We start from the raw sequence: 25428 nt of genomic DNA on the forward strand, positions 1-25428 counted from the left end.
CGCGCGGGCCGGTCACGGCCGGAACACCGCGCGCAGGCAGGAATCGGCCTTGTGCTTGAACAGACGGTAGCCCTCCGGCCCGTCGTCCAGCGCCATCGGGTGGGTCATCAGGTAGGAGGGGTCGAGCTCGCCCTTGGCGATGTGATCGAACAGGCGCTTCACATAGGCCTGCCCGTGCTGCTGCCCCATGCGGAAGGTCAGGCCCTTGTTCATGGCCGCCCCCATGGGGAACTTGTCGATCACCCCGCCATAGACGCCGACGATGGACAGCGTGCCGCCCTTGCGGCAGGCGCGGATCATCTGCCGCAGCACCATGGCCCGATCCGTTTCCAGCCGCAGCGCCTGCTTGGTGCGGTCGTAGAGCCTCTGCACACTGCCGGCGTCGTCGTCCGCTTCCATGCCCACGGCGTCGATGCAGACGTCCGGCCCACGGCCACCGGTCATCGCCATCAGCGCGTCGTGGATGTCCACGCGGGTGAAGTCCAGCGGCTCCGCTCCCGCCTTGATCTGGGCCAGCCGCAGCCGGTCGGGAAGCCGGTCGATGCCGATCACCTGCTCGGCGCCCAGCAGCCAGGCCGCGCGGATCGCCATCTGCCCGACCCCGCCGCAGCCCCACACCGCCACGATGTCGCCCGGCCGGATGTTGGCCATGTCGGCCGCCATGTAGCCGGTGGGCACCGCGTCGGACACGAAGACGGCCTGCTCGTCGCTCACCCCCTCCGGCACCGCGAAGCAGCCATGGTCGGCGTAGGGCACGCGGATGTATTCGGCGTGGCTGCCGGCGTAGCCGCCGAAGGCGTGGCTGTAGCCGAAGATGCCGGCGCCGCACTGCCCGTAGGCCGTCTCCGTCCAGTCCGGCTGCGGGTTGGAGTTGTCGCACAGCGACCACTGGTCGTGCCGGCAGTGCCAGCACTCGCCGCAGCCGATGACCGAGACGGTGATCACCCGGTCGCCGCGGTTGAGGCGGCGCACCTCCGGCCCCTTCTCCACCACCTCGCCCAGGAACTCGTGGCCGATGATGTCGCCGGGCTTCATGGTAGGAACGTAACCGTCGAGCAGGTGCAGATCCGACCCGCAGACCGAGGACAGCGACACCTTCACGATGGCGTCCTTCGGATCGAGGATTTTCGGGTACGGCACCCGCTCGACCCGCAGGTCGTTCACGCCGTTGTAGCAGAGCGCCCGCATCATCCGACCAACTCCCGCAGCCCGCGACTGCCATGCGGCTGTCCCTCGATGGTGGGGAGCGAGCCGGTCTCCGTCAGCCGCTTCAGCCGGCGCAGCGCCTCGCCCGCCTGCCGCTCCGGCGACGCCCCGAACAGCCGCGCCACCGCACGGCCCCCCGCCCCGCCCGGCGGGTGGTAGATCAGCGTGAGGCGCACCTGCGTGCCGCGCTCGCCGGGTGCGGGCAGGAACAGGACGGAGCCGCGGTGCGGCAACTCCGCCCCCTCCAGCGTGTGCCAGGACAGGAGGGCGTCCTCGTGCTCGCCGTCCACCTCCGACCGCCAGCGGATCTCGGCTCCGCCGGGACCGCGCGCGATCCAGGTGGAATGCCGGGCGTCCTCGATCTCCACCCGCTCCAGGTGGGGGAACAGCTTGGGGTGGTTGGCGAAGTTGCGCCAGAAGCGGAACAGCGTCTGCGCCGGCGCCAGGATGGTGACGTTGGCCTGCACCTTCACCGGCTCGTCCGCCACCGGCAGCAGCCCGACGGCGTCCTGGCCGAGGTTGGCGGCAAGCGCCCCGGCCCCCGTCCGCTCCAGCAGCGACACGCCGGCAGCCCCGGCCAGGAACAGCCCGCCTCCGGCGGTGGCGACCAGCGCCCCGACCGGGTCGCCGCGGCGCAGCCCCGCGAAGGCCAGCGCCGCACCGGTCAGGATGGTCGCGTAGCGTTCCGCCGGGCCGGCGCCGGCGCGCGCGCTCACGACGCCCCCCGCGTCAGCAGGTCCAGCTCGTACAGACCCTTCATCAGATACTCGCGAAGCTGCACCTTCTCCGCGATGTCGCGGTAATCGCTGGCGTCCGGCGGCCGGCCGGCGTCGTCGAGCGCCGTGTCCCACTGGTTGCCCGCGTAGTCGCCGCGCCCCACCAGCATGACCGCCCGCAGCTCCACCCGCTGCTCGGCGTCGAGACCGGACAGGAAGCCCTGCAACTCGTCCAGCGCGGCGCTGGCGCCGTCGGGCATGATGTCGAGGGCGTCGAGATCGGTGGGGTTGCGCGAGCCGCGCTCGTCCTCCTGGTCGCCCAGATCGATGTTGCGCATGCCGGCCAGGAAACTCTCCCGCTCGGTGCGCGCCTCCTCCGCAAGATCGGCGGCGCGCTTCACCTCATCGACCGTGATCCGTTTCAGCATGGTTCCCACTTTTGCTGGTGGTTGGTTGTGGGGTTCAACAGCCGGGACGGGCGTTCGTCGCAGGGGAGAGGTGGATACGGAGGTTAGCCCCCAACCCGACCCTCCCCCGTTTCTCGCGCAAGCGGAGCTTGCGCTGACAGCGTCAGGCGAAGCTCCGCTTCGCCGAGAGCTGGGCGGGGGAGGGAGAAACAAAAAACCCTCCCCTGCGAAGCGGGGGAGGGTGGGCGCGAAGCGGCCGGGTGGGGGCATTCCGGCAGGAACGTCCCCCTACGCCCCCGGTGGCCGCACCCGCCAGATCGCACACGGGTTGGCGTTCGGGTCCAGCCACACATGCTGGTACTTGCCGACCCAGGTGAAGCGGTGGCCGGTCAGCAGATCCTCGACCTCCAGATGGGCATGATCGGGCAGGCCGAATTCCCACAAGGGCGCCTCGATGGTGCCGCCGTGGCCGTTGTGCGGGTCGAGGTTGACGGCGATCAGGACGAAGTTGTCCTTCGCCGCGGTCATCTTGCCGTAATACAGGATGTTGTCGTCGTGCGCGGGGTAGAAGCGCAGGTTGGTCAGGGTGTGCAGCGCCGGGTTTTCCTTGCGGATGTGGTTCAGGCGCGTGATGTAGTCGCGGATGTTGCCGGGCTGGTCCCAATCCCAGTGACGAATCTCGTATTTTTCGGAGTGGTTGTACTCCTGCTTGCCGGGGTACGCCTTCGCCTCGCACAGGATGTAGGGGCCGTAGAGGCCGTAGACGGACGACAGGGTCGCTGCCAGCACCGCCCGCGACATGTGCGCGGGCCGCCCGCCCCGGGTCAGGATCGGGGGCAGGATGTCGGGGGTGTTGGGGAAGAAGTTGGGGCGCATGTACTCGCGCAGCTCGGTCTGCGTCAGCTCCGTCAGGTACTCGGTCAGCTCCTGCTTGCTGTTGCGCCAGGTGAAGTAGGTGTAGGACTGGGTGTAGCCGACCTTGGCAAGGCGCTGCATCAGCTTGGGCCGGGTGAAGGCTTCGGCGAGGAAGAGGGCGTCGGGGTACTGGTCCTGCACCTCGCGGATCATCCATTCCCAGAAGGGGAATGGCTTGGTATGCGGGTTGTCCACGCGGAAGATGCGCACGCCCTCCCGGCACCAGAACAGCACCACGTCGCGCAGCGCGTACCACAGGTCCGGGTAGGATTTTCGGTAGAAGCTGACGTTGACGATGTCCTGGTACTTCTTGGGCGGGTTCTCGGCGTAGCGGATGCTGCCGTCCGGGCGCCAATAGAACCATTCCGGATGCTGGCGGATCCAGGGATGGTCGGGGGAGCACTGGATGGCGAAGTCCAGCGCGATCTCCAGCCCGTGGCGGTGCGCCTCCTTTACCAGCCGGCGGAAGCCGTCGAAATCGCCGATCATCGGGTCGATGGCGTCGTGCCCGCCTTCGGTGGCGCCGATGGCGTAAGGCACGCCGGGGTCGTCCGGGCCGGCGTTCAGCGTGTTGTTCCGCCCCTTGCGGAAGGAGCGTCCGATGGGGTGGATGGGCGGGAAGTACAGAACGTCGAAGCCCATCTCCCGCACCATCGGCAGCAGGCCGATCACGTCGTCGAAGTTGCCGGGCCGCGTCGGGTCGGGGGAGGCGGAGCGCGGGAAGATCTCGAACCACGCGGAGAAGACCGCCGCCTTGCGGTCCACATACACCTCCAATTGGCGGTGGTAGCAGGACAGGTACGGCCGTTCCCCGTATGCCTTCATCGCCGCGCGCGGCTCGTCCGACAGCGCATAGGCGGTCAGCTCCGGCCCGGTCAGCGCCTTCATGCGGTCGACCACGGCCTGGAGGACGGCCCTGCCCTCCCCTTGCGCCTTGGCGGCGGACTGCTCGACGAACTCCCGCCCCTCGATCAGCTCCAGCGAAACATCCAGGCCGGCGTCGTTCTTCTTCACGAAGTCGGCGCGCCAGCTTTCCCACACGTCGCGCCAACCTTCCACCGTGTAGGTGTAACGGCTGTTGCGGGTCAGCGGCACACGGCCGACCCAGCGGTCGTTGTCGTGGAAGACCATGGGCGCGCGGGTCCAGTCCGTCTCGTCCGCCGCGCGGTACAACACCTCGCCCGCCAGCACGAAGGTGCCGTCGGTGAAGATGTCGGCCCACACCTCCATCAGGTCGCCGACGACCCGCTTGACCGGGAAGCGCCCGCCGTCGAGTTCCGGATAGACCGCCTCCACCGTGATCCGGTGGGTGGCGATCTCGTCCATCCAGGCCTTCGCCTCGGCGTCCTTGTCGGCGCCACGGATCTCCACCGGGCGCGTGGCTTCGGCACGGCCGCGGAACAGCCGCAGTTCGAGCGGGCGCAGGGTAAGGGTCTGGCCGGGCTCGAAGGACAACGGCTCGGCCTCCGGCGTCACGTCCTCGAAGCCGTCGTAGGCGCCGCCGGTTTCCGCCATCAGCGGACCGGCGTCGATGCTGTGGGTGCGGGTCTCGTCCGGGTTCAGCAGCAGGACGGAGCAGCCCTCCGCCCCGCCGTTCACCGTGCGCATCAGCCCCATCACGGGGTTGTGCGGGGCGGTGATGCGGCGCTGCGGCCCCTCCACGTTGAGCGACGGGGTGTCGCGCTTCATGGCGTTGACCGCGCCGATGAAGCCGGTGAGGTCGAGCTTCGGCTCCTCCCAATCCTCCGGCCGGGTGTTGACCACGTCCAGCTTGCGGGTGAAGCCGTATTCGTAGCCGACCGGCACCATGACGCCGGTCGAGAAGCCGGCGGCGAACAGGTAATGCATCTTCAGATGCCGGGCCAGCCGCTCGCTGTCCTGGCTGCCCACCTCGGCGGCCAACCGGTCGGTGTCATGGCTTTCCGGGAAGGCGACGGTGGGAGCGATCCAGCGGTAGGTGTCGTACTGCTCCAGCAGCCAATCCGACTTGAAGTCCCACCATTTGGCGGAATTGAACAGGAAGTCGAAACCCGCCCCGCGCAGGTCGCGCACCTGATCGACGGTGCAGCCCAGCGTCTCCGCGAAGAAGACCACCTCCGGGTCGACCTCCCGCGCGCGGCCGATCAGATCCGCCCACACCTCGGCCGGCACCTGATAGGCGGCGTCGCAGCGGAAACCCTTCACCCCCAGTGCTACGTAATGACGCAGATAGCGGCCCCAATAGTCGATCAACCCGGCCCGCGCCTCGGCCCGGCCATAGTCCAGCTCGGCGAGATCACCCCACACCGTCACCTTGGACGGGTCCACCGGGTCCACCGCGCGCGGGCTCCGCAGATCCCCGCCCGCCTCGCGCAGGAACCAGTCGGGATGCTCGCCCACCAGCAGCGCGTCACGGGCGGTGTGGTTGACGACGAGGTCCAGCATCACCGACACGCCGTGGTCGCGCGCCTGATCCACGAAGCGGCGCAGAAGCTCGTCCGCCGGTTCGCCCTGCCCGCCCTGCACCACGTCGTGCAGACGGTAGGGGTCCTTCACCGCGTAGAGGCTGCCGGAGAAGCCCGGATAATGGATCGGGTTCAGGAACACCCAGTCGAAACCCATTCCCTGTATCCGCGGGAGATGGCCTGCCCAGTCGCGGGTGGAACCGGCGAGCAGCGGGAACAGGTTGTAGATGCGGGGTCCGGCGGTCGGCATGGGCGTCCTCGTCGTTCGTCCGGTCGGTGAGGTCGGGCGGCGTGAAGGGGATCGAAAAATGGGGGTTGCGGAACACGCCGCCAGTTCGACAATGGCCGAATGGGGCAACCGCTGAAACCCGCCCGCAACCCGGAAGTTCCACACCGGGTCCCCCCGTACTGGAGGAAACGCCTGATGCCGAACGGCAAAATCCGTCTTTCCAAACTCGACATGAAGACCGCCGACCTGGAAAGCCGGGCTGATTATGAACGCCGACTCGGCAAGCTGCAAACCCGCCTTCTGCATATCCAACAAACCTACTGGCACGAGAAGAGGCGGGCCGTTCTTGTGTTCGAAGGTTGGGACGCCGCCGGCAAGGGTGGTGCCATCCGCCGCCTTACCGAGCCGCTGGACCCACGCGGCTTCCACGTCTGGCCGATCAGCGCCCCCACCGCGGAGGAGCAGAGCAAGCATTACCTCTACCGCTTCTGGACCAAGCTGCCGGCCGGCGGCAGCTTCGCCATCTTCGACCGCTCCTGGTACGGCCGCGTGCTGGTGGAGCGGGTCGAGGGCTACGCGAAGAAGGAGGAGTGGAAGCGCGCCTACGACGAGATCGTGCAGTTCGAAAAGATGCTGACGGACGACGGCGTGCGCATCGTCAAGATCTTCATGCACCTGACGCAGGAGGAGCAGCTCAACCGCTTCCGCGAGCGGCTGACCAACCCCTACAAGCGCTGGAAGCTGACCGAGGAGGATCTGCGCAACCGCGGGCGCTGGACCGACTATGTCAAGGCGATCGAGGCGATGTTCGACCACACCTCGACCGACAACGCCACTTGGCACGCCGTGCCCGCCGATTCAAAATGGTACGCCCGCATCCGCACGCTGGAGATCGTCACCGCCGCCCTGGAGGACGGCGTCAACATCGGCCCCCCGCCGCTCGACCTGAGCGTCGCCAAGGCCGCCGCCGAGGTCCTGGGCATCCACGTCGGCGCCTTGCAGGCGGCGAAGAAGGGGTGACGGGGGGGCGGGGCCTGATCGAGGTCGTAGGAACCCGGATGGCGTGCCTGCCTCGGCTTTCCAGCCGGCTTACGGGCGCTCGCTTTCCAAGCGCACGATCAGACGGGCGCCCGTTGCCGTCGCGAAGCGCTCCAGCGTGCGGATACCGGGCATGCGACGGCCACTTTCCAGCCGGGCGATGGCGGACTGGGTGGTCCCCATCCGCTCGGCCAACTGTTCCTGCGTCAGACCGGCGCGGACACGCGCCGCGATCAGTTCGCGGGTGAGGGAAAATTCGGGCTCGAGCGCGTCGTAGGCGTCCCGATACTCGGCATCGCCAAGCCAATCCCGGTGCAGGTCGGAAACCCTCGCCATAGCAACCCTGCCTCCTTGCCTCTCCGACGCGCCGTCGCCAGGGCCGACGCCGGAGTTTTCTGCGTCTTCTTGGCGAAGACATGCAGAACCACCAGGCGGCGCTCCACCGCGGTGACATAGACCGCCCGAGCGATGCCGTCCTTCCCCTTCATGCGCATTTCCCAGAGCTTGTCGCCAAGCGGCTTCACATGGGGTTCACGCACCGCAAACGGACCATACTCTTCCAGCAACTGCGCGATCCGCACGAAGCGGGCGCGCAGGTCTGGCGACAGGGCACGCAACTCGTCATCCACCCGATGATCAAGTGTCTCGACGGTCCATGTCATCATAGCAAATCGGCTATGCCCATGCCTGATTCACATATAGAAAAGCCCCGCCGGTCTCCCGGCGGGGCTTTCCGCAACCAAGGCACAAACCGGCGTTACGCCGCCACGGTCACCTCGTCCGCCACCTCGCTGAAGGCGGGGATCTGGTCGAAGTTCATGTAGCGGTAGATGTCGGCGGCCTTCTGGTTCACGACGCTGACCTGCGCCATGTACTCCTCGACCGTCGGGATCTTGCCCATCAGCGCGCAGACGGCGGCCAGCTCGGCGGAGCCGAGATAGACGCGGGTGTCCAGGCCCAGCCGGTTGGGGAAGTTGCGGGTGGAGGTGGACATGGCGGTCGAGCCCTTGCGGATCTGCGCCTGGTTGCCCATGCAGAGCGAGCAGCCCGGCATCTCCATCCGCGCGCCGGACTTGCCGAGCACGCTGTAGTAGCCCTCCTCGTTGAGGATCATCGCGTCCATCTTGGTGGGCGGGGCGATCCACAGGCGGGTCGGGATGTCGGTCTTGCCGTCCAGCACCTTGCCGGCCGCACGGAAGTGGCCGATGTTGGTCATGCAGGAGCCGATGAACACCTCGTCGATCGTGTCGCCGGCGACCTCGGACAGCGTCTTCACGTCGTCCGGGTCGTTCGGGCAGGCGACGATCGGCTCCTTGATGTCGGCCAGATCGATCTCGATCACCGCCGCGTACTCCGCGTCGGCGTCCGGGGCCAGCAGGTTCGGGCTGGCGATCCAGCTTTCCATCGCCTTGATGCGGCGCTCCAGGGTGCGGCGCTCCTGGTAGCCGTTGGCGATCATCCACTTCATCAGGGTGATGTTGGAGCGCATGTACTCGATGATCGGCGCCTCGCTCAGGCGCACGGTGCAGCCGGCGGCCGAACGCTCGGCCGACGCGTCGGACAGCTCGAAGGCCTGCTCCACCTTCAGGTCAGGCAGCCCCTCGATCTCCAGGATGCGGCCGGAGAAGATGTTCTTCTTGCCCTTCTTCTCCACCGTCAGCAGCCCGGCCCGGATGGCGTAGAGCGGGATGGCGTTGACGAGGTCGCGGAGCGTGACGCCCGGCTGCATCGCGCCCTTGAAGCGGACCAGCACGCTTTCCGGCATGTCGAGCGGCATGACGCCCGTCGCCGCGGCGAAGGCCACGAGGCCGGAGCCGGCCGGGAAGGAGATGCCGATCGGGAAGCGGGTGTGGCTGTCGCCGCCAGTGCCCACCGTGTCGGGCATCAGCAGGCGGTTCAGCCAGGAGTGGATGACGCCGTCACCCGGCCGCAGGCTCACGCCGCCGCGGGTGGAGATGAAGGTCGGCAGCTCGTGGTGCATCTTCACATCCACGAGCTTCGGGTAGGCCGCGGTGTGGCAGAAGGACTGCATCACCAGATCGGCCGAGAAGCCGAGGCAGGCGAGGTCCTTCAGCTCGTCGCGGGTCATCGGGCCGGTGGTGTCCTGGCTGCCCACCGTGGTCATCTTCGGCTCGCAGTAGGTGCCGGGGCGGATGCCCTGCCCCTCCGCCAGACCGCAGGCGCGCCCGACCATCTTCTGCGCCAGCGTGAAGCCCTTGCCGCTGTCGGCCGGCGACGCCGGCAGGCGGAACAGCGAGGAGGCCGGCAGGCCCAGCGCCTCGCGGGCCCGCGCGGTCAGACCGCGACCGATGATCAGCGGGATGCGGCCGCCGGCGCGCACCTCGTCGAAGATCACGTCGGACTTCACGGTGAACTCGGCGATCACCGCGCCGTTCTTGAACGCCTTGCCCTCGTAGGGGCGCAGCTCGACCACGTCGCCCATCTCCATCTGGGAAACGTCGAGCTCGATGGGGAGCGCGCCGGCGTCCTCCATCGTGTTGTAGAAGATCGGCGCGATCTTGGAGCCCAGGCAGACCCCGCCGAAGCGCTTGTTGGGGACGAAGGGGATGTCCTCGCCCGTCCACCACAGCACGGAGTTGGTGGCCGACTTGCGCGAGGAGCCGGTGCCGACGACGTCGCCGACATAGGCCACCAGATGCCCCTTGGCCTTCAGATCCTCGATGTGCTTCACCGGCCCGCGGGTGCCCGGCTGCTCCGGCTCGATGCCCGGGCGCGGGTTCTTCAGCATGGCCAGCGCGTGCAGCGGGATGTCCGGGCGCGACCACGCATCGGGGGCCGGCGACAGGTCGTCGGTGTTGGTCTCGCCCGACACCTTGAAGATGGTGACGGTCAGGCTCGCCGGAACCTCGGGGCGCGAGGTGAACCACTCCGCGTCGGCCCAGGACTGGATCACCGCCTTGGCGTTGGCGTTGCCGGCGTCGGCCAGTTCCTTGACGTCGTGGAAGTAGTCGAACATCAGCAGGGTCTTCTTCAGACCCTCCGCCGCGGCCGAGCCGCACACGTCGTCGGACAGCAGTTCGATCAGCGGCTTGATGTTGAAGCCGCCGAGCATGGTGCCCAGCAGCTCGGTCGCCTTCACCCGGCTGATCAGCGCGTTCGCCTCCGCCCCCTTGGCGACGGCGGCCAGGAAGCCCGCCTTCACCCGCGCCGCGTCGTCCACGCCCGCCGGCACGCGGTGGGTGATGAGGTCGACCAGGAAGGCCTCCTCACCCGCCGGAGGGGCCTGGAGCAGGGCGATCAGCTCGTCGGTCTGCTTGGCGGAGAGCGGCAGGGGCGGGATGCCGAGCGCAGCGCGCTCCGCGACATGCTGGCGATAGGCTTCGAGCACGGGCAGGTTCCTCATCGAAGGCTGGGGCAGGGTCGCACCCCTTCCAAAAACGGACGACTCTTAAGGCCACGCCGTCGCTTCGTCAAGTTTACCTGTGATGCCATGCGATATTCGGTCGCGACCAGGGCAAGTGGTAGGACAACTTGCCCCGTCCGTTGCTTCTTCTTTGGGCGTTGAGAATTGGTATCACCTGTTACGGGTGGGCGTTTTGCAGGGGATTGATTTGGACCGTCAACGGTTCAGTGGCTGTCGCACCCGGCTTTGGACGGTTCCGCGCGTCAGAAATCCAGATCGGCGTAGTGCTTCGGCGGCGGGCAGCCGGGGATGTTGTCGGCGAGGATGTTGCGGAAGCTCGGCCGCGACTTGATGCGGGCGTACCAGTCCTTCGCTTCCGGGTGCTCGTCCCACGGCACGTCGCCCACGTAATCGACGCAGGAAAGCTGCGCCGCCGCCGCCGCGTCGGCCAGCGTGAAGCCGGCCCCGGCCAGCCAGGGCCGCCGCTCCGCCAGGAAGGCGATGTAGTCGAGATGGTAGTGGATGTTGGCCAGCCCGGCCCGGATCGCCGGGGCGGACGGGTAGCCGTGCCCGGACAGGCGGCGCAGCATCTTCTCGCCGACCAGATTGTCGGTCACCTCGCGGTCGAACTTGGCGAGGAACCAGGCGAGCAGCCGCCGCACCTCCGCCCGCTGCGCCACCTCGCGCGGCAGCAGCGGGGTGTCGGGGTAGGCCTCCTCCAGATATTCGAGCACCGCCCAGCCGCCGGCGACGACGGTGCCGTCGGCCTCGACCAGCACCGGAACCTCGGCGGCGGGGTTGAGCGCCAGGAAGATGTCGCGCCGTTCCCACGGCTTCTCGACCTGGGATTCGAACGGCAGCTCCTTCTCGGCCAGGGCCACGCGGGCCAGCCGGGAGAAGGGCGACAGGGGGTGATGGAAGAGTGTCCGCATGGCGGGCGGGACTGTACCCCATGCGCCGCGGAAATCACCAGCCCGTGCGTGGCGCGAACGGCGGAGTCTGGGGTGGTGGCGCTACCGCTTCAGGGCCAGACAGGCATCTTCCGGTATACGACGTGGGCGTCGGCCTCCTCCGCCGGCACCGGCGTCCAGCCCTGATGCTCGTAGAAGGCGCGCGCGGCGCGGTTGCGGACGGAGCAGGTGAGCTGCGCCGCCCCCTGCAGCGCCAGCAGCGCCCGGCCCAGCAGGTGCGATCCGATGCCCCGGTTCTGCCAATGGCGGTCGATGAACAGGGCGTGGATGACATGGTCCGGCGAATCGATGGCGACGAAGCCGACGATGATGCCATCCAGCTCCGCCACCAGCACGTCGGTGTCGGCGGTGCAGTCGTAATAGTCGTCGAGCCGGAAACGCTCCGCCGGCTGCCAGGGGAAAGCGCTCCGCCGCCCCTCCAGAAAGATGTCCGCACAGCGCGGGGCATCGGCCTCCACCGCGCGCCGCACCGTGATCCGCAAGCCACCCGGTCCCGGCATGATGCAGCCTCCGCATCGCCCCCGTCGGTCATCGTTCCCGCCGGCCGTCGTCCCCATCGACCGACGAACGACGAACGACGCCCGAAACAACCACCATGGCCCGAGATTATTCCAGGCGCGGAGGGCGGGCCTAGGACGCGGACGCCACAGCCGGGAAAAATCGCCCCGCCGGTGACCGGCCGCTACTCGGCCGCCTGCTGCGCCTTCTCCTGCACCACGCGGGGCAGCCGCAGGGTGAAGGTGACGCCGCCGCCGCGCCGGCTGGTGACGGCGATCTGGCCCTGCAGGTTGCCGGTGACGATGTTGTGCACGATGTTCAGACCGAGCCCGGTCGAACCGGCCCCGCGCTTGGTGGTGAAGAAGGGGTCGAAGATCTTGCCCAGGAATTCCGGGGCGATGCCGCGCCCGTCGTCGGAATAGGCCAGCACCACGGTGGCGGCGTCGGGCGCGGTGGCGGTCAGCCGCAGCGTGCCGGCCACCCCCTCGTCATAGGCGTGCACCAGCGAGTTCATGACGAGGTTGGTCACCACCTGCGACAGCAGGCCGGGAAAGCCGACCATCTCGATGCCGTCCTCGCACTCGATGACGATGCGGTGCGGGCTCTTGCGCAGGGTCGGCGACAGGCTGTTGACGATGTCCTCCAGGTAGCGCTTCAGCTCGAAGGCGCGCTTCAGTTCGCTGGTGCGGTCGGTGGCGACCTGCTTGAAGCTCTGGATCAGCGACGACGCCCGCTCCATGTTCTGCAGCAGCAGCCGCGCCGCCTCCTCCGCCACCTCCAGATAGCCGGTCAGGTCCTGGCGGCGCAGCGCGTTCTGGTCGAACTGCGTGCGCACCTCCCGCGTGCGATCGGACAGGTGGGACGCGGCGGTGACGGCGACGCCGACGGGGGTGTTGATCTCGTGCGCCACGCCGGCCACCAGCGCGCCGAGCGAGGCCAGCTTCTCCGAGCGCACCAGCTCGGCCTGGGCGCGGTGCAGGCTCTCCAGCGTGTCGTGCAGTTCCGCGTTGGCGCGGGTGAGGGCGGCCGTGCGCTCCTCCACCCGCTGCTCCAGGAGGCTGCGCGCCTGCTGGTGCAGCGTGATGTCGCGGCCGGTGCCGCGGTAGCCGGTGAAGCGTCCGTCGCGGTCGTAGACCGGCAGCCCCGACAGCCGGGCGAAGCGCGGCAGCGCCTCGCCGCGCCGCTGCTTCTCCAGCCAGGTCACGTCGAAATCCTGCACCGGCTCGTGCCGGCCGAGCCGCTCCATCAGCCGCTCCCAGCCGCCGGTCTCGACCGGGACCACCCCCAGCTCGTCGGCCGGCCGGCCGATCGGCGAGGCCGGCGGCTTCACCAGCTCGAAGAAGCGGTCGGACACGGCGACGTAGCGCAGCGACTGGTCCAGCTCCCAGTACCAGTCGGAGGAGGCGGCGGCGAAATCGCGGAAACGCGATTCGCTTTGGCGCAGCTCCTCCTCCGCCGCGGCACGCTGGCGGGCGCGCTTGTCGAGGTCGGCGGCCATGTGGTTCACGCCGTCCTCCAGCAGGCCCAGCTCGTCCGCCCCGACGGCCAGCGGCGGCACATGCTTCTCCCCGGCCCCGATGCGGCGGACGAAGCCGGCCAGCAGGCCGATGCGCCGCAGCACCATGGCGCGCAGGGTCAGCACGATGATGGCCGAGGTCAGAGCCACGCACAGCAGCGACAGCAGCGCCACGTTGACGAGAAGCTGGAGCTTCTGCCCGGTCAGGCCGGTGGTGTTGATCTTGATGTAGGCGAAGAGGGTCGGCGCCTCCGCCCCGCGCACGAACAGCGGCGTCACCGCCACCAGATGGGTGCTGCCGTTCTCCTCCACCTCCACCACCGCCGGCTTGCGCGCCTTGGGGTTGAACCAGGACGGTTCGATCCCGGCGATCTGGCGGATGTCCCGGCCCAGATGCTCGGGATCGAGGGCGTGGAAGACGTTCCAGTTGGCGCCGACCACCATGCCCTCCTCCAGCTCCTGGCCGATGAGGTTCGCCATGATGTTGCGGTCGGCAACCGATTCGTAGGCCAGCACACCGCGCTCCATCAGCGCGCCCGGCACGATGATGCGGTCACGGGTGCGGCGGTCCACCTCCTGCGACAGGCGGTCGACCGCGAACCCACCGATGGAGATGAGGACCGCCACCTCGATGGCGACCACCGAGGCACCGATGCGGAAGGCGAGGCTCTTCAGGAAGCTGTGCATGGCGGTCGCCGGCTCACGGTGCGATGAAGTATTGCGCCGTGTTGGACGGCGCCGGCGTCGGGTAGGCCCAGGCCTCCGGCATGGAGCGGGGCACGTTGTGGAAATCGCGGCGTGCCAGCGCCTTGTATCCGGGATGGGAGGAGATGCCGATGGTCGGGAACTGCTCGGCCGTGATGCCGAGGATCGAGCGCATGAGCCGGTCCTGCTCGTCGGGGTCGGGGGTGCGCTGGAGCGCCGCGAACAGGTCCATCTGCCGGAGCACGGCCGGCGGCGGCTCGATCGCGCCGGGCGCGGCGGGATCGGCGGACCAGCGCGCCCACAGCGGCGCGTAGGTGGAGTTCGCCCGCATCACCGGGATGAAGGCATAGGCCTCGCGGATCGAATCCATGCCGCCGTCGGTCGACCCGATCATGGCGTCGAAGCCGTTGGTCTGCATGATCTTCACCAACTCCGCGCGGTCCCGCCGCTCCAGGCTGATCTCCACCCCGATCCGCTGCCAGTCCCGGCCGACCATGGCCAGCGCCTGCTCGTGGTGGGGCCGGTCGAGACGGACCATGACGACGAATCCGAGCCGCCGCCCGTCGGGAAGCCGGCGCACACCGTCCGCCCCGCGGACCAGCCCCAGCCGGTCGAGCGTCGCGTTGGCGGCCTCCAGATCCTGCGTGGTGTGCTGCAGCGCCAGGGTCTCGTCGAAGAAGCGCGATTCCCGGCGTGGCGCCACCTGGAACGGCTCCCCCTCGCCGCCATAGACCGTGTCGATGATGGCGCGGCGGTCGATCGCCTGTGACAGGGCAATGCGGAACCCGCGGTCGCCGAACAGGGCGCGCAGGACCGGGTCCGCGTGCGTCAGGTTCAGGTAGATCGGCACCGTGTTGGACTCCGACGACTGCAGCGCGATGGCGCGGTAGCCACCGTCCAGATAGCGCTGGAGCTCCGCCTGGATCGCCGGAGCCACCACATGCCGCGCCTGCATGCCGATGCGGCGGTCGCGCAGAAACCCGGCGAACTCCTCCTGCGAGCCGGCCAGCAGGAACTCCGCCCGGTCGATGTAGGGGAGCTGATGCCCGGCCGGGTCGATCTTCCAGTAATAGGGGTTGCGCTCCGCCACCAGCCGGGGCGGGGAGCCGGGCTCCAGCCGGTCGATGACCCAGGCGCACAAGGTGGGCACCGGCACCGCCCGCTCCACCCGGTCGATGGCGTCCGCCACGGGACGGCGCAGCAGGGAGGTCGGGTCCGAACGCCCGGACCGCACGCCGGCCCTCAGCATGAACAGCTCGCGCCAGTCGGCCAGCCCCTCGGCCTTCGCCTCGGCGTCGGCGCCCTCGGGGTTGTAGCGCTTGTGGTAGCGCATCAAGGCGTGACGCGGGAAGGCGGTGCCGGCCGACACGTCGCTTCCCGACGCGAGCGCCGGCAGGAACAGTCCGTTCGGCTGGGCGAAGACGAACCGAACGGTGTAGGGGTCGTCGATCTCCAGCCGCACCGCCCCCGCCGGCTTCGGCAGCCAGGTCGGTTCGGGCAGGTCCATGTCGGGGGACAGCAGCACGTCCTCGAACCAGAAGCGGATGTCGTCGGCCGTGTAGGGGGCGCCGTCCGACCATCTCAACCCGGGCCGCAATCGGAACGTGTAGGTCATGGCGTCGGCGCTGACCTGGAAAGACTGGGCGACGTTCGGGATCACCCGTCGCCATGCCGGATCCCAGCGGACCAGATGCTCATAGTCGATGCTGCGGTAGATCAGCGCCGAATCGCCGTTGCCGACCATGGCCTGCGTCCAGGTGCCACCGTAGCGGCCGATCTCGTCCTCGACGCTCAACAGCAGCGGGTTGCGTGGCAGCCGCTTCTCGAGCGGCGGCAGGGCCCCGTCGCGCACGCGCGCCGTCAACTCGGGCGATTCCCGGTAGAAGGCCTGCGCCACCGCCGCCACCGGCAGGCACAGCACGAGCGCGAACGCCGCGGCGGCCAGGGGGCACAACCGGGAGCCGTCTCCACCGATAGCACTGGTCCGTTGGAATCGGCGCAGCATGCATGGAATCCCGGCACCACTTTCCCTTTTACTGGTACCACGAAGGGTCCGTAAGAGGAAGCGGCGTGGAACCGCCCGGCATGTTACGGCGGTGCAATAAAATACTGGGACGGATTGGTCGGAGCCGGGGCCGGATAGAGCCAGGATTCGGTCATCAGCCGCGGCACGTTGCGGAAATCCGTGGGCACGACACCGGTGCGCGGCGCCTGGGTGGAAATACCGATGCTGAAGAACTGGTCAGCGGCGATGTCCAGGATGCTGGACACATGACGGGCCTGGAGCTCGGGATCGGGGCTTTCCTGCAGCTTGGCGTAAAGCGCGAGCTGCTCCATCACCGAGGGCGGCGGCTGTTCGGAATCCGGTGCGCCGGGGTCGTCCACCCAGCGCACCCAGGCCGGGGCAAAGAAGCTCTCGTGCAGAAGCGGCACATAGGCGTAGGCCTCCAGCACCGCGTCCATGCCGCCGTCACCGCTGCTCAGCGCCACCTCGTAGCGGTTGGACGCCACCAGATCCCGCAGCTCCTTCCGGTCGACCGGCCGCACCAGCGCCTCCACCCCCAGCTGCCGCCAGTCGCGGGCGACCATGGTCATGGCTTCCGTCTGGTGGGGGCGGTCGCGGCGGGTCAGCAGGGTCAGCCGGAACCGGTCGCCGGAGCTGTCGAGGCGGAAGCCCTCCCCGTCGCGGGCGGTGAAGCCCAGCGCGTCGAGCATCGCGTTGGCGCGCCGCGGGTCGTGGTCGAGGTGCTGGCGTGCCAGTCGGGCCGAGAAGTAGCGCGACTCCGGCCGCGGCGCCATCTGGTACGGCTCGCCCTGGCCGTTGTAGACGCGGTCGATGATGGCGCGGCGGTTGATGGCCAGCGACAGCGCGATGCGCAGATCCTTGCTGGTCAGGATGGCGCGCCGTGCCGGGTCGGGGTGGGTCTGGTTGAAGGCGAGCGGCAGCGTGTTGCTGTCCGACGGCAGCACCGTCAGCGCGCGGTAGCCACCGCGCTCCAGGATCGCCGGGATCTCGTCCTGGATGCTCTGGCCGGTGACGTGGCGGGCCTGCATGCCGATCACCCCGCGCATCAGCAGCCCCTTGAGCTGCTGGGCGTTGGCGATCTCCAGGAACTCCACCTGGTCGATGTAGGGGAGCTGGTTTCCGGCCGGATCGACCTTCCAGTAATAGGGGTTGCGCCGCGCCACCACGCGCGCCGGATCGCCGGGCTCGCGCCGGTCGATGACCCAGGCGTTGAGGGTCGGGACCGGCTCGGCCGCCACCACCGACGACAGGTCGGGGTTGCGCTTGCGCAGCAGCGAGCCGGCGTCGGACTGGGAATTGTTGACGCGGGCGACGAGCTGGAAGCGCTCCTCCCAGCTCTTGAAGCCGAGATCCAGCGCCTCGTGGTCGGCGTCGGGATTGTAGCGGCGGTGGAAGCGCTTCAGCGCGTGCTGGGGATAGTCGGTGGCGCCGCCGAAATCCTGGCCGCCGGCGAGCGTCGCCAGGAACAGCGCGTTGGGCTGGTCGAACCGGAAGACCACGGTGTGCTCGCCTTCGACCCGCACCTGCACGCCCTGCCGGCCGCGCGGCATCCAGTGCGGCGGCTCCCCGCCCAGTTCGCCCTCCATGAGGACGTCGTCGAACCAGAAGCGCACATCCTCCGCGGTGAAGGGGACGCCGTCCGACCAGCGCAGGCCGGGCCGCAGCTGGAAGGTGAAGACGGTTGCGTTGCCGTTGACCTGGTAGGACTGCGCCACGTTCGGCATCAGCCGCCGCCACGCCGCGTCCCAGCGCACCAGCGGCTCATAACCGATGGTGCGGTATGGCAGCAGCCCGTCGCCCTTGCCGACCATGCCCAGCCGCCAGGTCCCGCCATAGCGGCCGATCTCCTCCTCGACCTGGAGCAGGAGCGGGTTCTTGGGCAGCCGCTGGTCGACCGGCGGCAGCTCCTTGCGCAGCGCGCGGGCCGTCAGCTCCGGCGCTTCCCGATAGAAGGACTGTGCCGCGGTCGGGGCGAAGGGCAGCGCAACCAGGACCAGTGCCGCAAGCGCCACTGTCCAAGGTCCCACCCGCAACGGGCGCCCATGACCGCTCAACCACGCTCCACGCATCACGACCCCACGCCGCGCCTTTTGCGCCCTGCCTGCCCGTCCGTACGGAACGGTTCGGCGTTCGATTTCAATTTGGAAATTAACATTTTGGATTAAAAACGCAATCGATCCGTTATCCACGTATGCGGGACAGAGCGCGCCAGTCGCTCCACCCCGCCCGATGCGAGACATGACCCGGATATCCGCAAGCTGTCCATACCCACAACCATGCAATCGGCGGACGCGGCGCTTTTTTGCGCCGCAGCGTAAGGTCTGTGCCGGGAATTTATCCCATAGTCTGATATTCGCCGTTGGGGCCGGTAAAATGCCGGGAATGGCGGTTGACCCCGCGGGTGCCGTTCGCTTGGATACCGAACTGTTAGGATCTGGATTCGCACGCCCAGGCCCCGCCCGCAGGGCGGGGCAACCAAGAAGGCGGCGAAACGGGGAGCCGGCGGGCGGGCAGCCGCATGCCGGGGAAAGGAATCGGATGACGACGGCGCTCAACATCCTGCACGGGGCGTTCGGCCGCGTGGCCCTGCTCGACATGGACCAGTCGCTGGTTCCGCACGCGCACCACCACTGCCACGTCCTGCTGAAGGGGTCGGGCGCGGACCAGGACTTCGTCGTGCGCGGCGAGACCTGCCCGCTGGAAGATGACACCGCGGTGCTCGTCAACTCCTGGGCCGAGCACGCCTACCGCCATCGGCCGGGGGAGGACCGCACGCTCATCCTGGCGCTCTACATCGAACCCGGCTGGCTGTCCGACCTCGATCTCGCCCTGACCTCCAGCGTGCACCCGACCTTCTTCTCCCAACCCTGCGTGCGCATCACGCCGGAGGTGCGGCGGCTGGCCGGGCAGATGGCCGACATCCTGAACCTGGGCGTGGAGCTGGAGCCGGACGAGGCGGAGACGATGATCTTCGACCTGATGATCGCGGTGATCGACCGCTTCTCCAACTGGCGCGCCTTCCGCGGCGTCCGCGCCCTGCCCGGCCGCGTCACCGATTTCCGCATCCGCCGCGCCATCGCCGCCATGCGCGCCAGCCCCATCGAGTCCGTCGACATCAACAAGCTGGCGGAGATCGCCGGCCTGTCGCGCCCGCGCTTCTTCCAGCTCTTCAAGCAGAGCACCGGCATCACCCCCTTCATGTACGCCAACGTGCTGCGGGTGGAACAGGCGGTGCGCGCGCTCAGCACCACCCGCAACCCGATCATCGACATCTCGATGGATCTGGGCTTCGACGCGCAGAGCAACTTCACCCGCTTCTTCCGGCAGAACGTCGGCGTCACCCCGCGCGAGTACCGGAAGACGGTCAGTGTTCTGGCCCACGGATAATCAGACGCAGGGATAAAACGCGAGAGCCGCCGACAGGCGGGCGCCGCCCCGCTCCGCCATCATCGCCGCCGTTCGCAGACCGACAACGGAAGGGGACGGGCGATGGGCCGGCTGCAGGCCAAGGTGGCGCAGGTGACCGGTGCGGCGCAGGGGATCGGGGCGACCGACACCCGCGCGCTGGCGGCCGAAGGTGCGCGCGTGGACGACGGCTCCGTCACCCACCGACCGGCCCATCCCTGAAGGACACGCCATGACCACGACCGCCGCCGCCGCGGAGCGGCGCCCTGTCACCACGCTGCGCGACTGGCTGACCCGGCTGGCCGACACCGACCGGCTGGCCGTGGTCAAGCCGGGGGTGTCGCTGCGCCACGAGCTGGCCGCCATCTCCAAGCGGCTGGACGGCCGCAAGGCGACCGTCTTCCCCGAGCCCGACGGCCACCCTGTGCCGGTGGTCTCGGGGCTGGTGTCGTCGCGGGGCTGGATCGCCGAGGCGATGGGCGTACCGGAGAGCGCGCTGCTCGCCACCTTCCAGCACGCCTGCCTGAACCCGCTGCCCAGCCGGGAAATCACCGACGCCCCTGTGCAGCAGGTGGTGCACCGGGAGGTTGACCTGCTGCGCCAGCTTCCCGTTCCCACCCACAACGAGCATGACAGCGGCCCCTACGTCACCGCCGGGCTGGTGATCACCCGCAACCCGAAGACCGGGGTGCAGAATGTCTCCATCAACCGCTGCCAGATCAGCGGCCCCGACCGCATCGGCATCCTGATCCTGCCGCGCCACACCATGGCCTACTACCGCATGGCGGAGGAGGCGGGGGAGCCGCTGGAGGTCGCCATCGTCGTCGGCGTTGACCCGCTGACCCTGCTCGCCTCCCAGGCCATCGTGCCGCTCGACCACGACGAGCTGGAGATCGCCGGCGCGCTGCACGGGGCGCCGCTCGACGTCGTGCAATGCCGGACCAACCGGGTGAAGGTCCCCGCCAACGCCGAGATCGTCATCGAGGGCCGCATCCTGCCGCAGGTGCGCGAGCCGGAGGGGCCGTTCGGCGAGTTCCCGCAGTACTACGGGCCGCGCGACGACCGCCACGTGATCCAGGTGGACGCCGTCACCCATCGGCGCGGCGCGCTGTTCCACACCATCGTCGGCGGCGCGCTGGAACACCTGATGCTGGGTGGCATCCCGCGCGAGGCGACGCTTCTGGGCCATCTGCAGCGCAGCTTCACCGGCGTGCGCGACGTGCATCTGTCGCTGGGCGGGGTGTGCCGCTACCACCTCGTCGTGCAGATCGACAAGCGCAACGAGGGCGAGCCGCGCAACATCATGATGGGGGCCTTCGCCGGCCACTACGACGTCAAGCAGGTCATCGTCGTCGACAAGGACGTCGACATCCACAATGCCGACGAGGTGCAGTGGGCGGTCGCCACCCGCTTCCAGGCCGACCGCGACCTGCTGGTGGTGCCGAACGCGCTGGGCTCCAAGCTCGACCCGTCCGCCCGCGACGGCATCAGCGCCAAGATGGGGCTGGACTGCACGGTGCCGCTCAGCGCCCACGAGATGGAGTTCAAGCGCATCCGCGTGCCGGGCGAGGAGTCCGTGGACCCAGCCGCCGTGGTGCAGCCCGATGCCTCCGCCCTGCTGGCCGCCCTGCTCGGCCGCAACGCCACGGCGTCCGAAGGAGACTCCGCGTGACCCGCCAGCCGGATCACGCCAGCCGGATCACGCCAACCGGATCACCGCGGCCCCCGCCGCGATCAGCGCCGTGGCGGCCAGCCGCGCCGGGCCGATGCGTTCCTTGAGCACCAGTGCCGAGATGGCGGTGGCGAAGAGGATCGAGCTTTCGCGCAGCACGGCCACCACGGCCACCGGCGCCATGGTCATCGCCCACAGCGCCAGCCCGTAGGAGCCCAGCGTGCCCGCCCCGCCGAGCAGCCCCAGGTGCCAGCGTCCGCGTGTGCCCCGCCACAAGCGGCCGGGATGGCGCAGCCGCATCCAGGCGAGCAGCGGCAGGGCGGTGATGATGGCGAGCCACAGCGTGTAGGCGGCCGGTGCTCCGGACAGCCGCACCCCAATCCCGTCGATCAGCGTGTAGCTGGCGATGGCCAGCGCGTTGACCAGCGCGAAGCGCACCGCGGCCGGGTTGCCGCCGGTGCGCCGCCCGGACTCCAGTGCCATGCCCAACACCCCGCCGCACACCAGCACGATGCCGGCCCAGGCCGGCAGCGACAGCGTCTCCCCCATCAGCGGGCCGCTGGCGACCGCCACCAGCAGCGGCGCCGTGCCGCGCATGAGCGGGTATACCTGGCTCATGTCCCCCACGCGGTAGGCGGCGGCGACCAGCGAGAAGTAGACGACCTGCGCCACCATGGACGCGGCGAGGAAGGGCCAGGACTCCGGGGCCGGCTGCGGCAGGAAGGGCAGGACGGCCGCGGCGATCCCGGCACCCGCGGCGTTCACCATCACGATGGTGGCGAGCTTGTCGCCATCCGCCTTCACCACCGCGTTCCACACCGCGTGCAGGAACGCACCGAACAGCACGATCAGCAGGACCGACGCGCTCATCACCCCTCCGGCCCGCCGCGACCCATGGGCCTCCGGCCCGCAAAAAGGTTCATGGGGCTGTCATAGCAGCCGACGCGTGGGCGTCCTCAGATGGTTCGGAATACCAGCACTGCGTTGAGCCCGCCGAAGGCGAAGGAGTTGGACATGGCCGCCGCCACGGGAACACGGCGCGCCTCGTTCGGCACCACGTCCAGGTCGCAGGCGGGGTCCGGCCCGGTGAAGTTGATGGTGGGCGGGATCGTGCCATGCCGCAGCGCCAGCACCGTCGCCGCCGCCTCCAGCGCCCCGGCGGCCCCCAGCGCGTGACCCAGCATGGACTTGCTGGACGACACCATCAGCCGGTCGGCGTGGACGCCGAAGACCGACCGGATCGCGGTGGTTTCCGTCGCGTCGTTGGCGGTGGTGCCGGTGCCGTGGGCGTTGACGTAGCCCACCTCCTCCGCCGCCATCCGGGCGTCGGCCAGCGCCGCGCGCATGGCCCGGGCGGCCCCGGCGGCGTCCGGGGCCGTGATGTCCTTCGCGTCCGCCGACATGCCGAAGCCGGCCAGCTCCGCCAGGATCGCCGCGCCGCGGGCCTGCGCGTGCTCAAGCGCCTCCAGCACCAGCACGGCGGCTCCCTCCCCCAGCACCAGCCCGTTGCGATCGCGGGAGAAGGGGCGGCAGCCGTCCGGGCTGGCGACGCGCAGCGCCTCCCACCCCTTGAGCGCGCCGACGGTCAGGCTCGCCTCCGCCCCGCCGGTGACGGCGATGTCGGCCAGCCCGCCGCGGATCAGCCCGGCCGCCATGCCGATGGCGTGCCCGGCCGAGGCGCAGGCGCTGGCCGTCGTGAAGGCCGGGCCGGTCAGGCCGAGATCCATGGAGACGTGCGAGGTCGGGGCGCTGACCATCAGCTTCGGAATGGTGAAGGGGTGGAGCCGCGACGCGCCTTCCGCGTAAAGCCGGTGGAAGCCCTCGTCCAGCGTGGTGATGCCGCCGACACCGGTGCCGAGCACGGTCGCCGTCCGCTCCCCCGCCCCGCCGGCGAAGTCGATGCCGGAGGCCACCGCCGCCTCCCGCGCGGCCACCACAGCCATGGCGCTGACCCGGTCGTAGAGGGAGAGCTTGCGCGCGTCGATGTGGGCGGCCGCATCGAAGCCCGGCACCTGGGCGGCGATGCGGAGGGACAGGCGGTCGGTGGGCACCAGCGTCAACGGCCCGATCCCGCAGCGCCCGGCGAACAGCGCCTCGCGGAAGGCCGGCAGCCCGATGCCGATGGGCGACAGGACGCCCAGGCCGGTGACGACGACGCGCCTCACGCCGCCCTTCACGCCGAGGCCGGCTTCGCCGCCACCACCGCCCGCACGGCCTCCAGAACGTCGCCGACCGTCACGAACTCCGTGCGGGCGTCGTTGGGGTTGAAGGGGATCTCGACGCCCAGCCGGTCCTCGATGGCGAAGACGATCTCGATCACGTCGAGCGAGGCGATGCCGAGGTCGGCCAACTTGGCGTCGGGGGTCAGGGCGGCGCGCTCGACCCGGCCCTTCTCGGCCATGATGGCCAGAACATCCTCGGCGGCATCGGTCATCGGTCGGTCTCCGGCGGCGGATCGACGGACAGGGTAGCGCGGCCTTCGAGCGACAACAGCCGGCTCTTAAGCTCTGCCACGTCCGCGAACACCCTCTTCAGCCGGCCGACATACTTGAAATTCTCGAAGGCGCGCTTCTTCGGTATGGCCGGCGTGCCGAGATAGACGGAGAAGGGCGGCACGTCGGTGCCGACCCCGGAACAGGCCGCGATCACCGAATCATGCCCGATGGTGATGTGGTCGGCCACACCCACCTTGCCCGCCATCACCACCCGGTCGCCGACCTTGGTGCTGCCGGCGATGCCGACCTGTCCGCAGAGCATGCAGTTGCTGCCGACCTCGACGTTGTGACCGATCTGGACCTGGTTGTCGATCTTGGTGCCGGAGCCGATGCGGGTGGCGGTGACGGTGCCGCGGTCGATGCAGGCGCCGGCACCGATCTCCACCTCGTCGCCGCAGATCACCGTGCCGATGGAGTTGACGCGGCGGATCAACAGGTTGGTGGCGCCGACCTTGCCGGTGGCCTTGGCCGTCTCCACGCTGCCCGGCTCCGGCGTCACGAAGCTGAAGCCATCGTTGCCAACCGCGGCGTTGGGGTGGACGATGCAGCGCCGGCCCAGCTCCACCCGCTCGCCGATGCGGGCACCGGGGTGGATCAGCGTGTCGTCGCCGACGCGCGCGTCGGCACCGACCATGGCGTGCGGCAAAACGACCACGCGGTCGCCCAGCACCGCCTTCGGCCCGATGTAGGCGAAAGGCGCCACCGACACCCCCTCGCCCAGCACCGCGTCGGGCGCCACGAAGGCCAGCGGGTGGACGCCCGGCTCCCGGTGCACCGGCTTCTCGAACAGGTCGAGCAGCCCGGCCATGGCGTAGCGCGGGCGCTTGACCACGATCCAGCCCTGGAGCGTGTCGGGGACCGGCACGCCGTCCGCGACCACGGCGGCGCGGGCCGGCGAATCCGGCAGCAGCACCAGCAGGTCCTTGTCCATGGCGAGCGCCAGATCGCCCGGCCCCGTCGCCTCGGACGGGTGGACGGCGCGGGTGATCTCCAGCGAGCCGTCACCTTCCAGACGGGCGTCGAGGGCGGCGGCGATGTCGGCAAGCTTCATGGCGAAAACCGGGTCTGTCGTCGAAAGAGCCGCGACCCTAGCACGCAAGCCCGCCGGGACGGGAGAGGGTCAGGCGCCGCGCCAGGGGTCCAGAAGCGGAATGCCGAACACTTCGAAATCCCGCAGGTTGCGGGTCGCAACGGCCATGCCGTGCTTGCGGGCGACGGCGGCGATCTGGGCATCGCCCATCTGGGAAGGACGGCCTTGTGCGAGTGCACCCGCGATCAGACGTCCATACAGGCGCGCCGCCGCCGTGTCGAAGGGCAGGATGCGGTTCGCAAAATCCACCGCGATCAGGCGATCGAGCCAAGTCTCGAACGCGCTTCGACGGGCTCCCGCCTGCATCCGTTCGATGCCGTCCGCGATCTCGCCGACGACGGTGGCCGTGATGTAGAGGCTGTCGGCAGACTGTGCCGTCATCCATTCACGGACGCGCGGATCAGGCACTAACCGGGTCGGCTCCGACACCACGCATGTGTCGAGGATGATGGCCATCAGTCGAACTCCGCCGGTCGCGGGGTCTGATCGGCGCTGGACTCCAACTCGCCCGGAAGCAGCCGCGTGTCGCATCGCGACAGGCTGTCCCACAGATCCGCCCCCGTCCGCACCGGCGTCATCGCCTCCTCCAGCACGGCGCGATGCTCCGCCTCCACCGAGCGGCCGTGGAGTGCGGCGCGTTCCTTGAGGCGGTGGATGGTCTCGTCGCTCAGGTTCCGCACGAGAAGATTCCCCATGGGCCACCTCCATAGCCGAATATGCTATCGCACGAT

The 25428-nt window shown here is 69.3% G+C and carries 22 protein-coding genes; 4 read left to right on the forward strand and 18 right to left on the reverse strand.

The window, feature by feature from the left end:
• Positions 1-12: 12 nt before the first annotated feature.
• The 4 genes from HL658_RS12775 to HL658_RS12790 all read right to left on the reverse strand — a co-directional run bounded on the left by HL658_RS12775 (position 13) and on the right by HL658_RS12790 (position 5938).
• Positions 13-1188: a zinc-dependent alcohol dehydrogenase gene (locus HL658_RS12775; protein ID WP_180282560.1), complete on the reverse strand. Its 1176-nt coding sequence runs from the start codon at positions 1186-1188 to the stop codon at positions 13-15.
• On the reverse strand, positions 1188-1922 hold the full coding sequence (locus HL658_RS37075; protein ID WP_180282352.1) for an SRPBCC family protein: 735 nt from the start codon (positions 1920-1922) through the stop codon (positions 1188-1190). Before HL658_RS37075 ends, HL658_RS12775 begins: the two co-directional genes overlap by 1 nt.
• Entirely contained in the window at positions 1919-2350 is a 432-nt protein-coding gene (locus HL658_RS12785; RefSeq protein ID WP_180282353.1) for a DUF3775 domain-containing protein, read from the reverse strand. The genes HL658_RS37075 and HL658_RS12785 overlap by 4 nt, the downstream gene beginning before the upstream one ends.
• 267 nt (positions 2351-2617) lie before the next feature.
• Positions 2618-5938, reverse strand: coding sequence for a maltotransferase domain-containing protein (locus HL658_RS12790; RefSeq protein WP_180282354.1), 3321 nt, complete (start codon positions 5936-5938; stop codon positions 2618-2620).
• Positions 5939-6112: 174 nt separating this feature from the next.
• On the opposite strand from HL658_RS12790, the gene HL658_RS12795 reads away from it, so the two are divergent.
• Positions 6113-6937 carry a polyphosphate kinase 2 family protein gene (locus tag HL658_RS12795; protein ID WP_180282355.1) on the forward strand — a complete coding sequence of 275 codons (825 nt, stop codon included), beginning with the start codon at positions 6113-6115 and terminating at the stop codon, positions 6935-6937.
• A 69-nt stretch (positions 6938-7006) separates the two neighbouring features.
• Here HL658_RS12795 and HL658_RS12800 read toward each other — a convergent pair whose 3' ends face one another.
• The 8 genes from HL658_RS12800 to HL658_RS12835 all read right to left on the reverse strand — a co-directional run bounded on the left by HL658_RS12800 (position 7007) and on the right by HL658_RS12835 (position 18047).
• Positions 7007-7291, reverse strand: a complete 285-nt coding sequence (locus tag HL658_RS12800; protein WP_180282356.1) for a helix-turn-helix domain-containing protein — start codon at positions 7289-7291, stop codon at positions 7007-7009.
• Positions 7189-7620: a type II toxin-antitoxin system RelE/ParE family toxin gene (locus HL658_RS12805; RefSeq protein ID WP_343055085.1), complete on the reverse strand. Its 432-nt coding sequence runs from the start codon at positions 7618-7620 to the stop codon at positions 7189-7191. The genes HL658_RS12800 and HL658_RS12805 overlap by 103 nt, the downstream gene beginning before the upstream one ends.
• Positions 7621-7712: 92 nt before the next feature.
• Complete coding sequence (gene acnB, locus HL658_RS12810) at positions 7713-10304, reverse strand: bifunctional aconitate hydratase 2/2-methylisocitrate dehydratase (protein ID WP_180282358.1); 2592 nt, start codon at positions 10302-10304, stop codon at positions 7713-7715.
• 278 nt (positions 10305-10582) lie between these two features.
• Positions 10583-11251 (reverse strand): glutathione S-transferase family protein, encoded by a 669-nt coding sequence (locus tag HL658_RS12815; RefSeq protein ID WP_180282359.1) that lies wholly within the window; start codon positions 11249-11251, stop codon positions 10583-10585.
• A gap of 89 nt (positions 11252-11340) precedes the next feature.
• Positions 11341-11790, reverse strand: a complete 450-nt coding sequence (locus HL658_RS12820; protein WP_180282360.1) for a GNAT family N-acetyltransferase — start codon at positions 11788-11790, stop codon at positions 11341-11343.
• Positions 11791-11972: 182 nt separating this feature from the next.
• Positions 11973-13991 carry a PAS domain-containing sensor histidine kinase gene (locus HL658_RS12825; RefSeq protein ID WP_180282361.1) on the reverse strand — a complete coding sequence of 673 codons (2019 nt, stop codon included), beginning with the start codon at positions 13989-13991 and terminating at the stop codon, positions 11973-11975.
• 13 nt (positions 13992-14004) lie between these two features.
• Positions 14005-15963, reverse strand: a complete 1959-nt coding sequence (locus HL658_RS12830; protein ID WP_180282362.1) for an ABC transporter substrate-binding protein — start codon at positions 15961-15963, stop codon at positions 14005-14007.
• Positions 15964-16097: 134 nt separating this feature from the next.
• Positions 16098-18047, reverse strand: coding sequence for an ABC transporter substrate-binding protein (locus HL658_RS12835; RefSeq protein WP_180282363.1), 1950 nt, complete (start codon positions 18045-18047; stop codon positions 16098-16100).
• A 526-nt stretch (positions 18048-18573) separates the two neighbouring features.
• Between HL658_RS12835 and HL658_RS12840 the strand changes: the two genes are divergently transcribed.
• The 3 genes from HL658_RS12840 to HL658_RS12850 all read left to right on the forward strand — a co-directional run bounded on the left by HL658_RS12840 (position 18574) and on the right by HL658_RS12850 (position 21112).
• On the forward strand, positions 18574-19422 hold the full coding sequence (locus HL658_RS12840) for an AraC family transcriptional regulator (protein ID WP_180282364.1): 849 nt from the start codon (positions 18574-18576) through the stop codon (positions 19420-19422).
• A 102-nt stretch (positions 19423-19524) separates the two neighbouring features.
• On the forward strand, positions 19525-19662 hold the full coding sequence (locus HL658_RS12845; protein ID WP_211109725.1) for a hypothetical protein: 138 nt from the start codon (positions 19525-19527) through the stop codon (positions 19660-19662).
• 10 nt (positions 19663-19672) lie between these two features.
• Complete coding sequence (locus tag HL658_RS12850; RefSeq protein WP_180282365.1) at positions 19673-21112, forward strand: UbiD family decarboxylase; 1440 nt, start codon at positions 19673-19675, stop codon at positions 21110-21112.
• A 27-nt stretch (positions 21113-21139) separates the two neighbouring features.
• On the opposite strand, the gene HL658_RS12855 is transcribed toward HL658_RS12850, so the two are convergent.
• From HL658_RS12855 to HL658_RS12880, 6 genes are all read right to left on the reverse strand, one after another.
• Positions 21140-21982, reverse strand: coding sequence for an EamA family transporter (locus tag HL658_RS12855; RefSeq protein WP_180282366.1), 843 nt, complete (start codon positions 21980-21982; stop codon positions 21140-21142).
• Between the two features lie 86 nt (positions 21983-22068).
• A complete protein-coding gene (locus tag HL658_RS12860) occupies positions 22069-23277 on the reverse strand; it encodes a beta-ketoacyl-ACP synthase II (protein WP_180282367.1) in 1209 nt (402 codons plus the stop codon).
• Between the two features lie 8 nt (positions 23278-23285).
• Entirely contained in the window at positions 23286-23546 is a 261-nt protein-coding gene (locus HL658_RS12865; protein ID WP_180282368.1) for a phosphopantetheine-binding protein, read from the reverse strand.
• Positions 23543-24658: a UDP-3-O-(3-hydroxymyristoyl)glucosamine N-acyltransferase gene (gene lpxD / locus HL658_RS12870; RefSeq protein WP_180282369.1), complete on the reverse strand. Its 1116-nt coding sequence runs from the start codon at positions 24656-24658 to the stop codon at positions 23543-23545. Before lpxD ends, HL658_RS12865 begins: the two co-directional genes overlap by 4 nt.
• Before the next feature lie 69 nt (positions 24659-24727).
• On the reverse strand, positions 24728-25153 hold the full coding sequence (locus HL658_RS12875) for a type II toxin-antitoxin system VapC family toxin (protein WP_180282370.1): 426 nt from the start codon (positions 25151-25153) through the stop codon (positions 24728-24730).
• The gene (locus HL658_RS12880; protein WP_180282371.1) at positions 25153-25392 is read right to left on the reverse strand and encodes a FitA-like ribbon-helix-helix domain-containing protein; all 240 of its coding nucleotides are present in this window, start codon (positions 25390-25392) and stop codon (positions 25153-25155) included. The genes HL658_RS12875 and HL658_RS12880 overlap by 1 nt, the downstream gene beginning before the upstream one ends.
• Between the last annotated feature and the right edge of the window lie 36 nt (positions 25393-25428).

Source organism: Azospirillum oleiclasticum, from assembly GCF_013423485.1.
In the GTDB taxonomy this organism is placed as follows: Bacteria; Pseudomonadota; Alphaproteobacteria; order Azospirillales; family Azospirillaceae; genus Azospirillum; species Azospirillum oleiclasticum.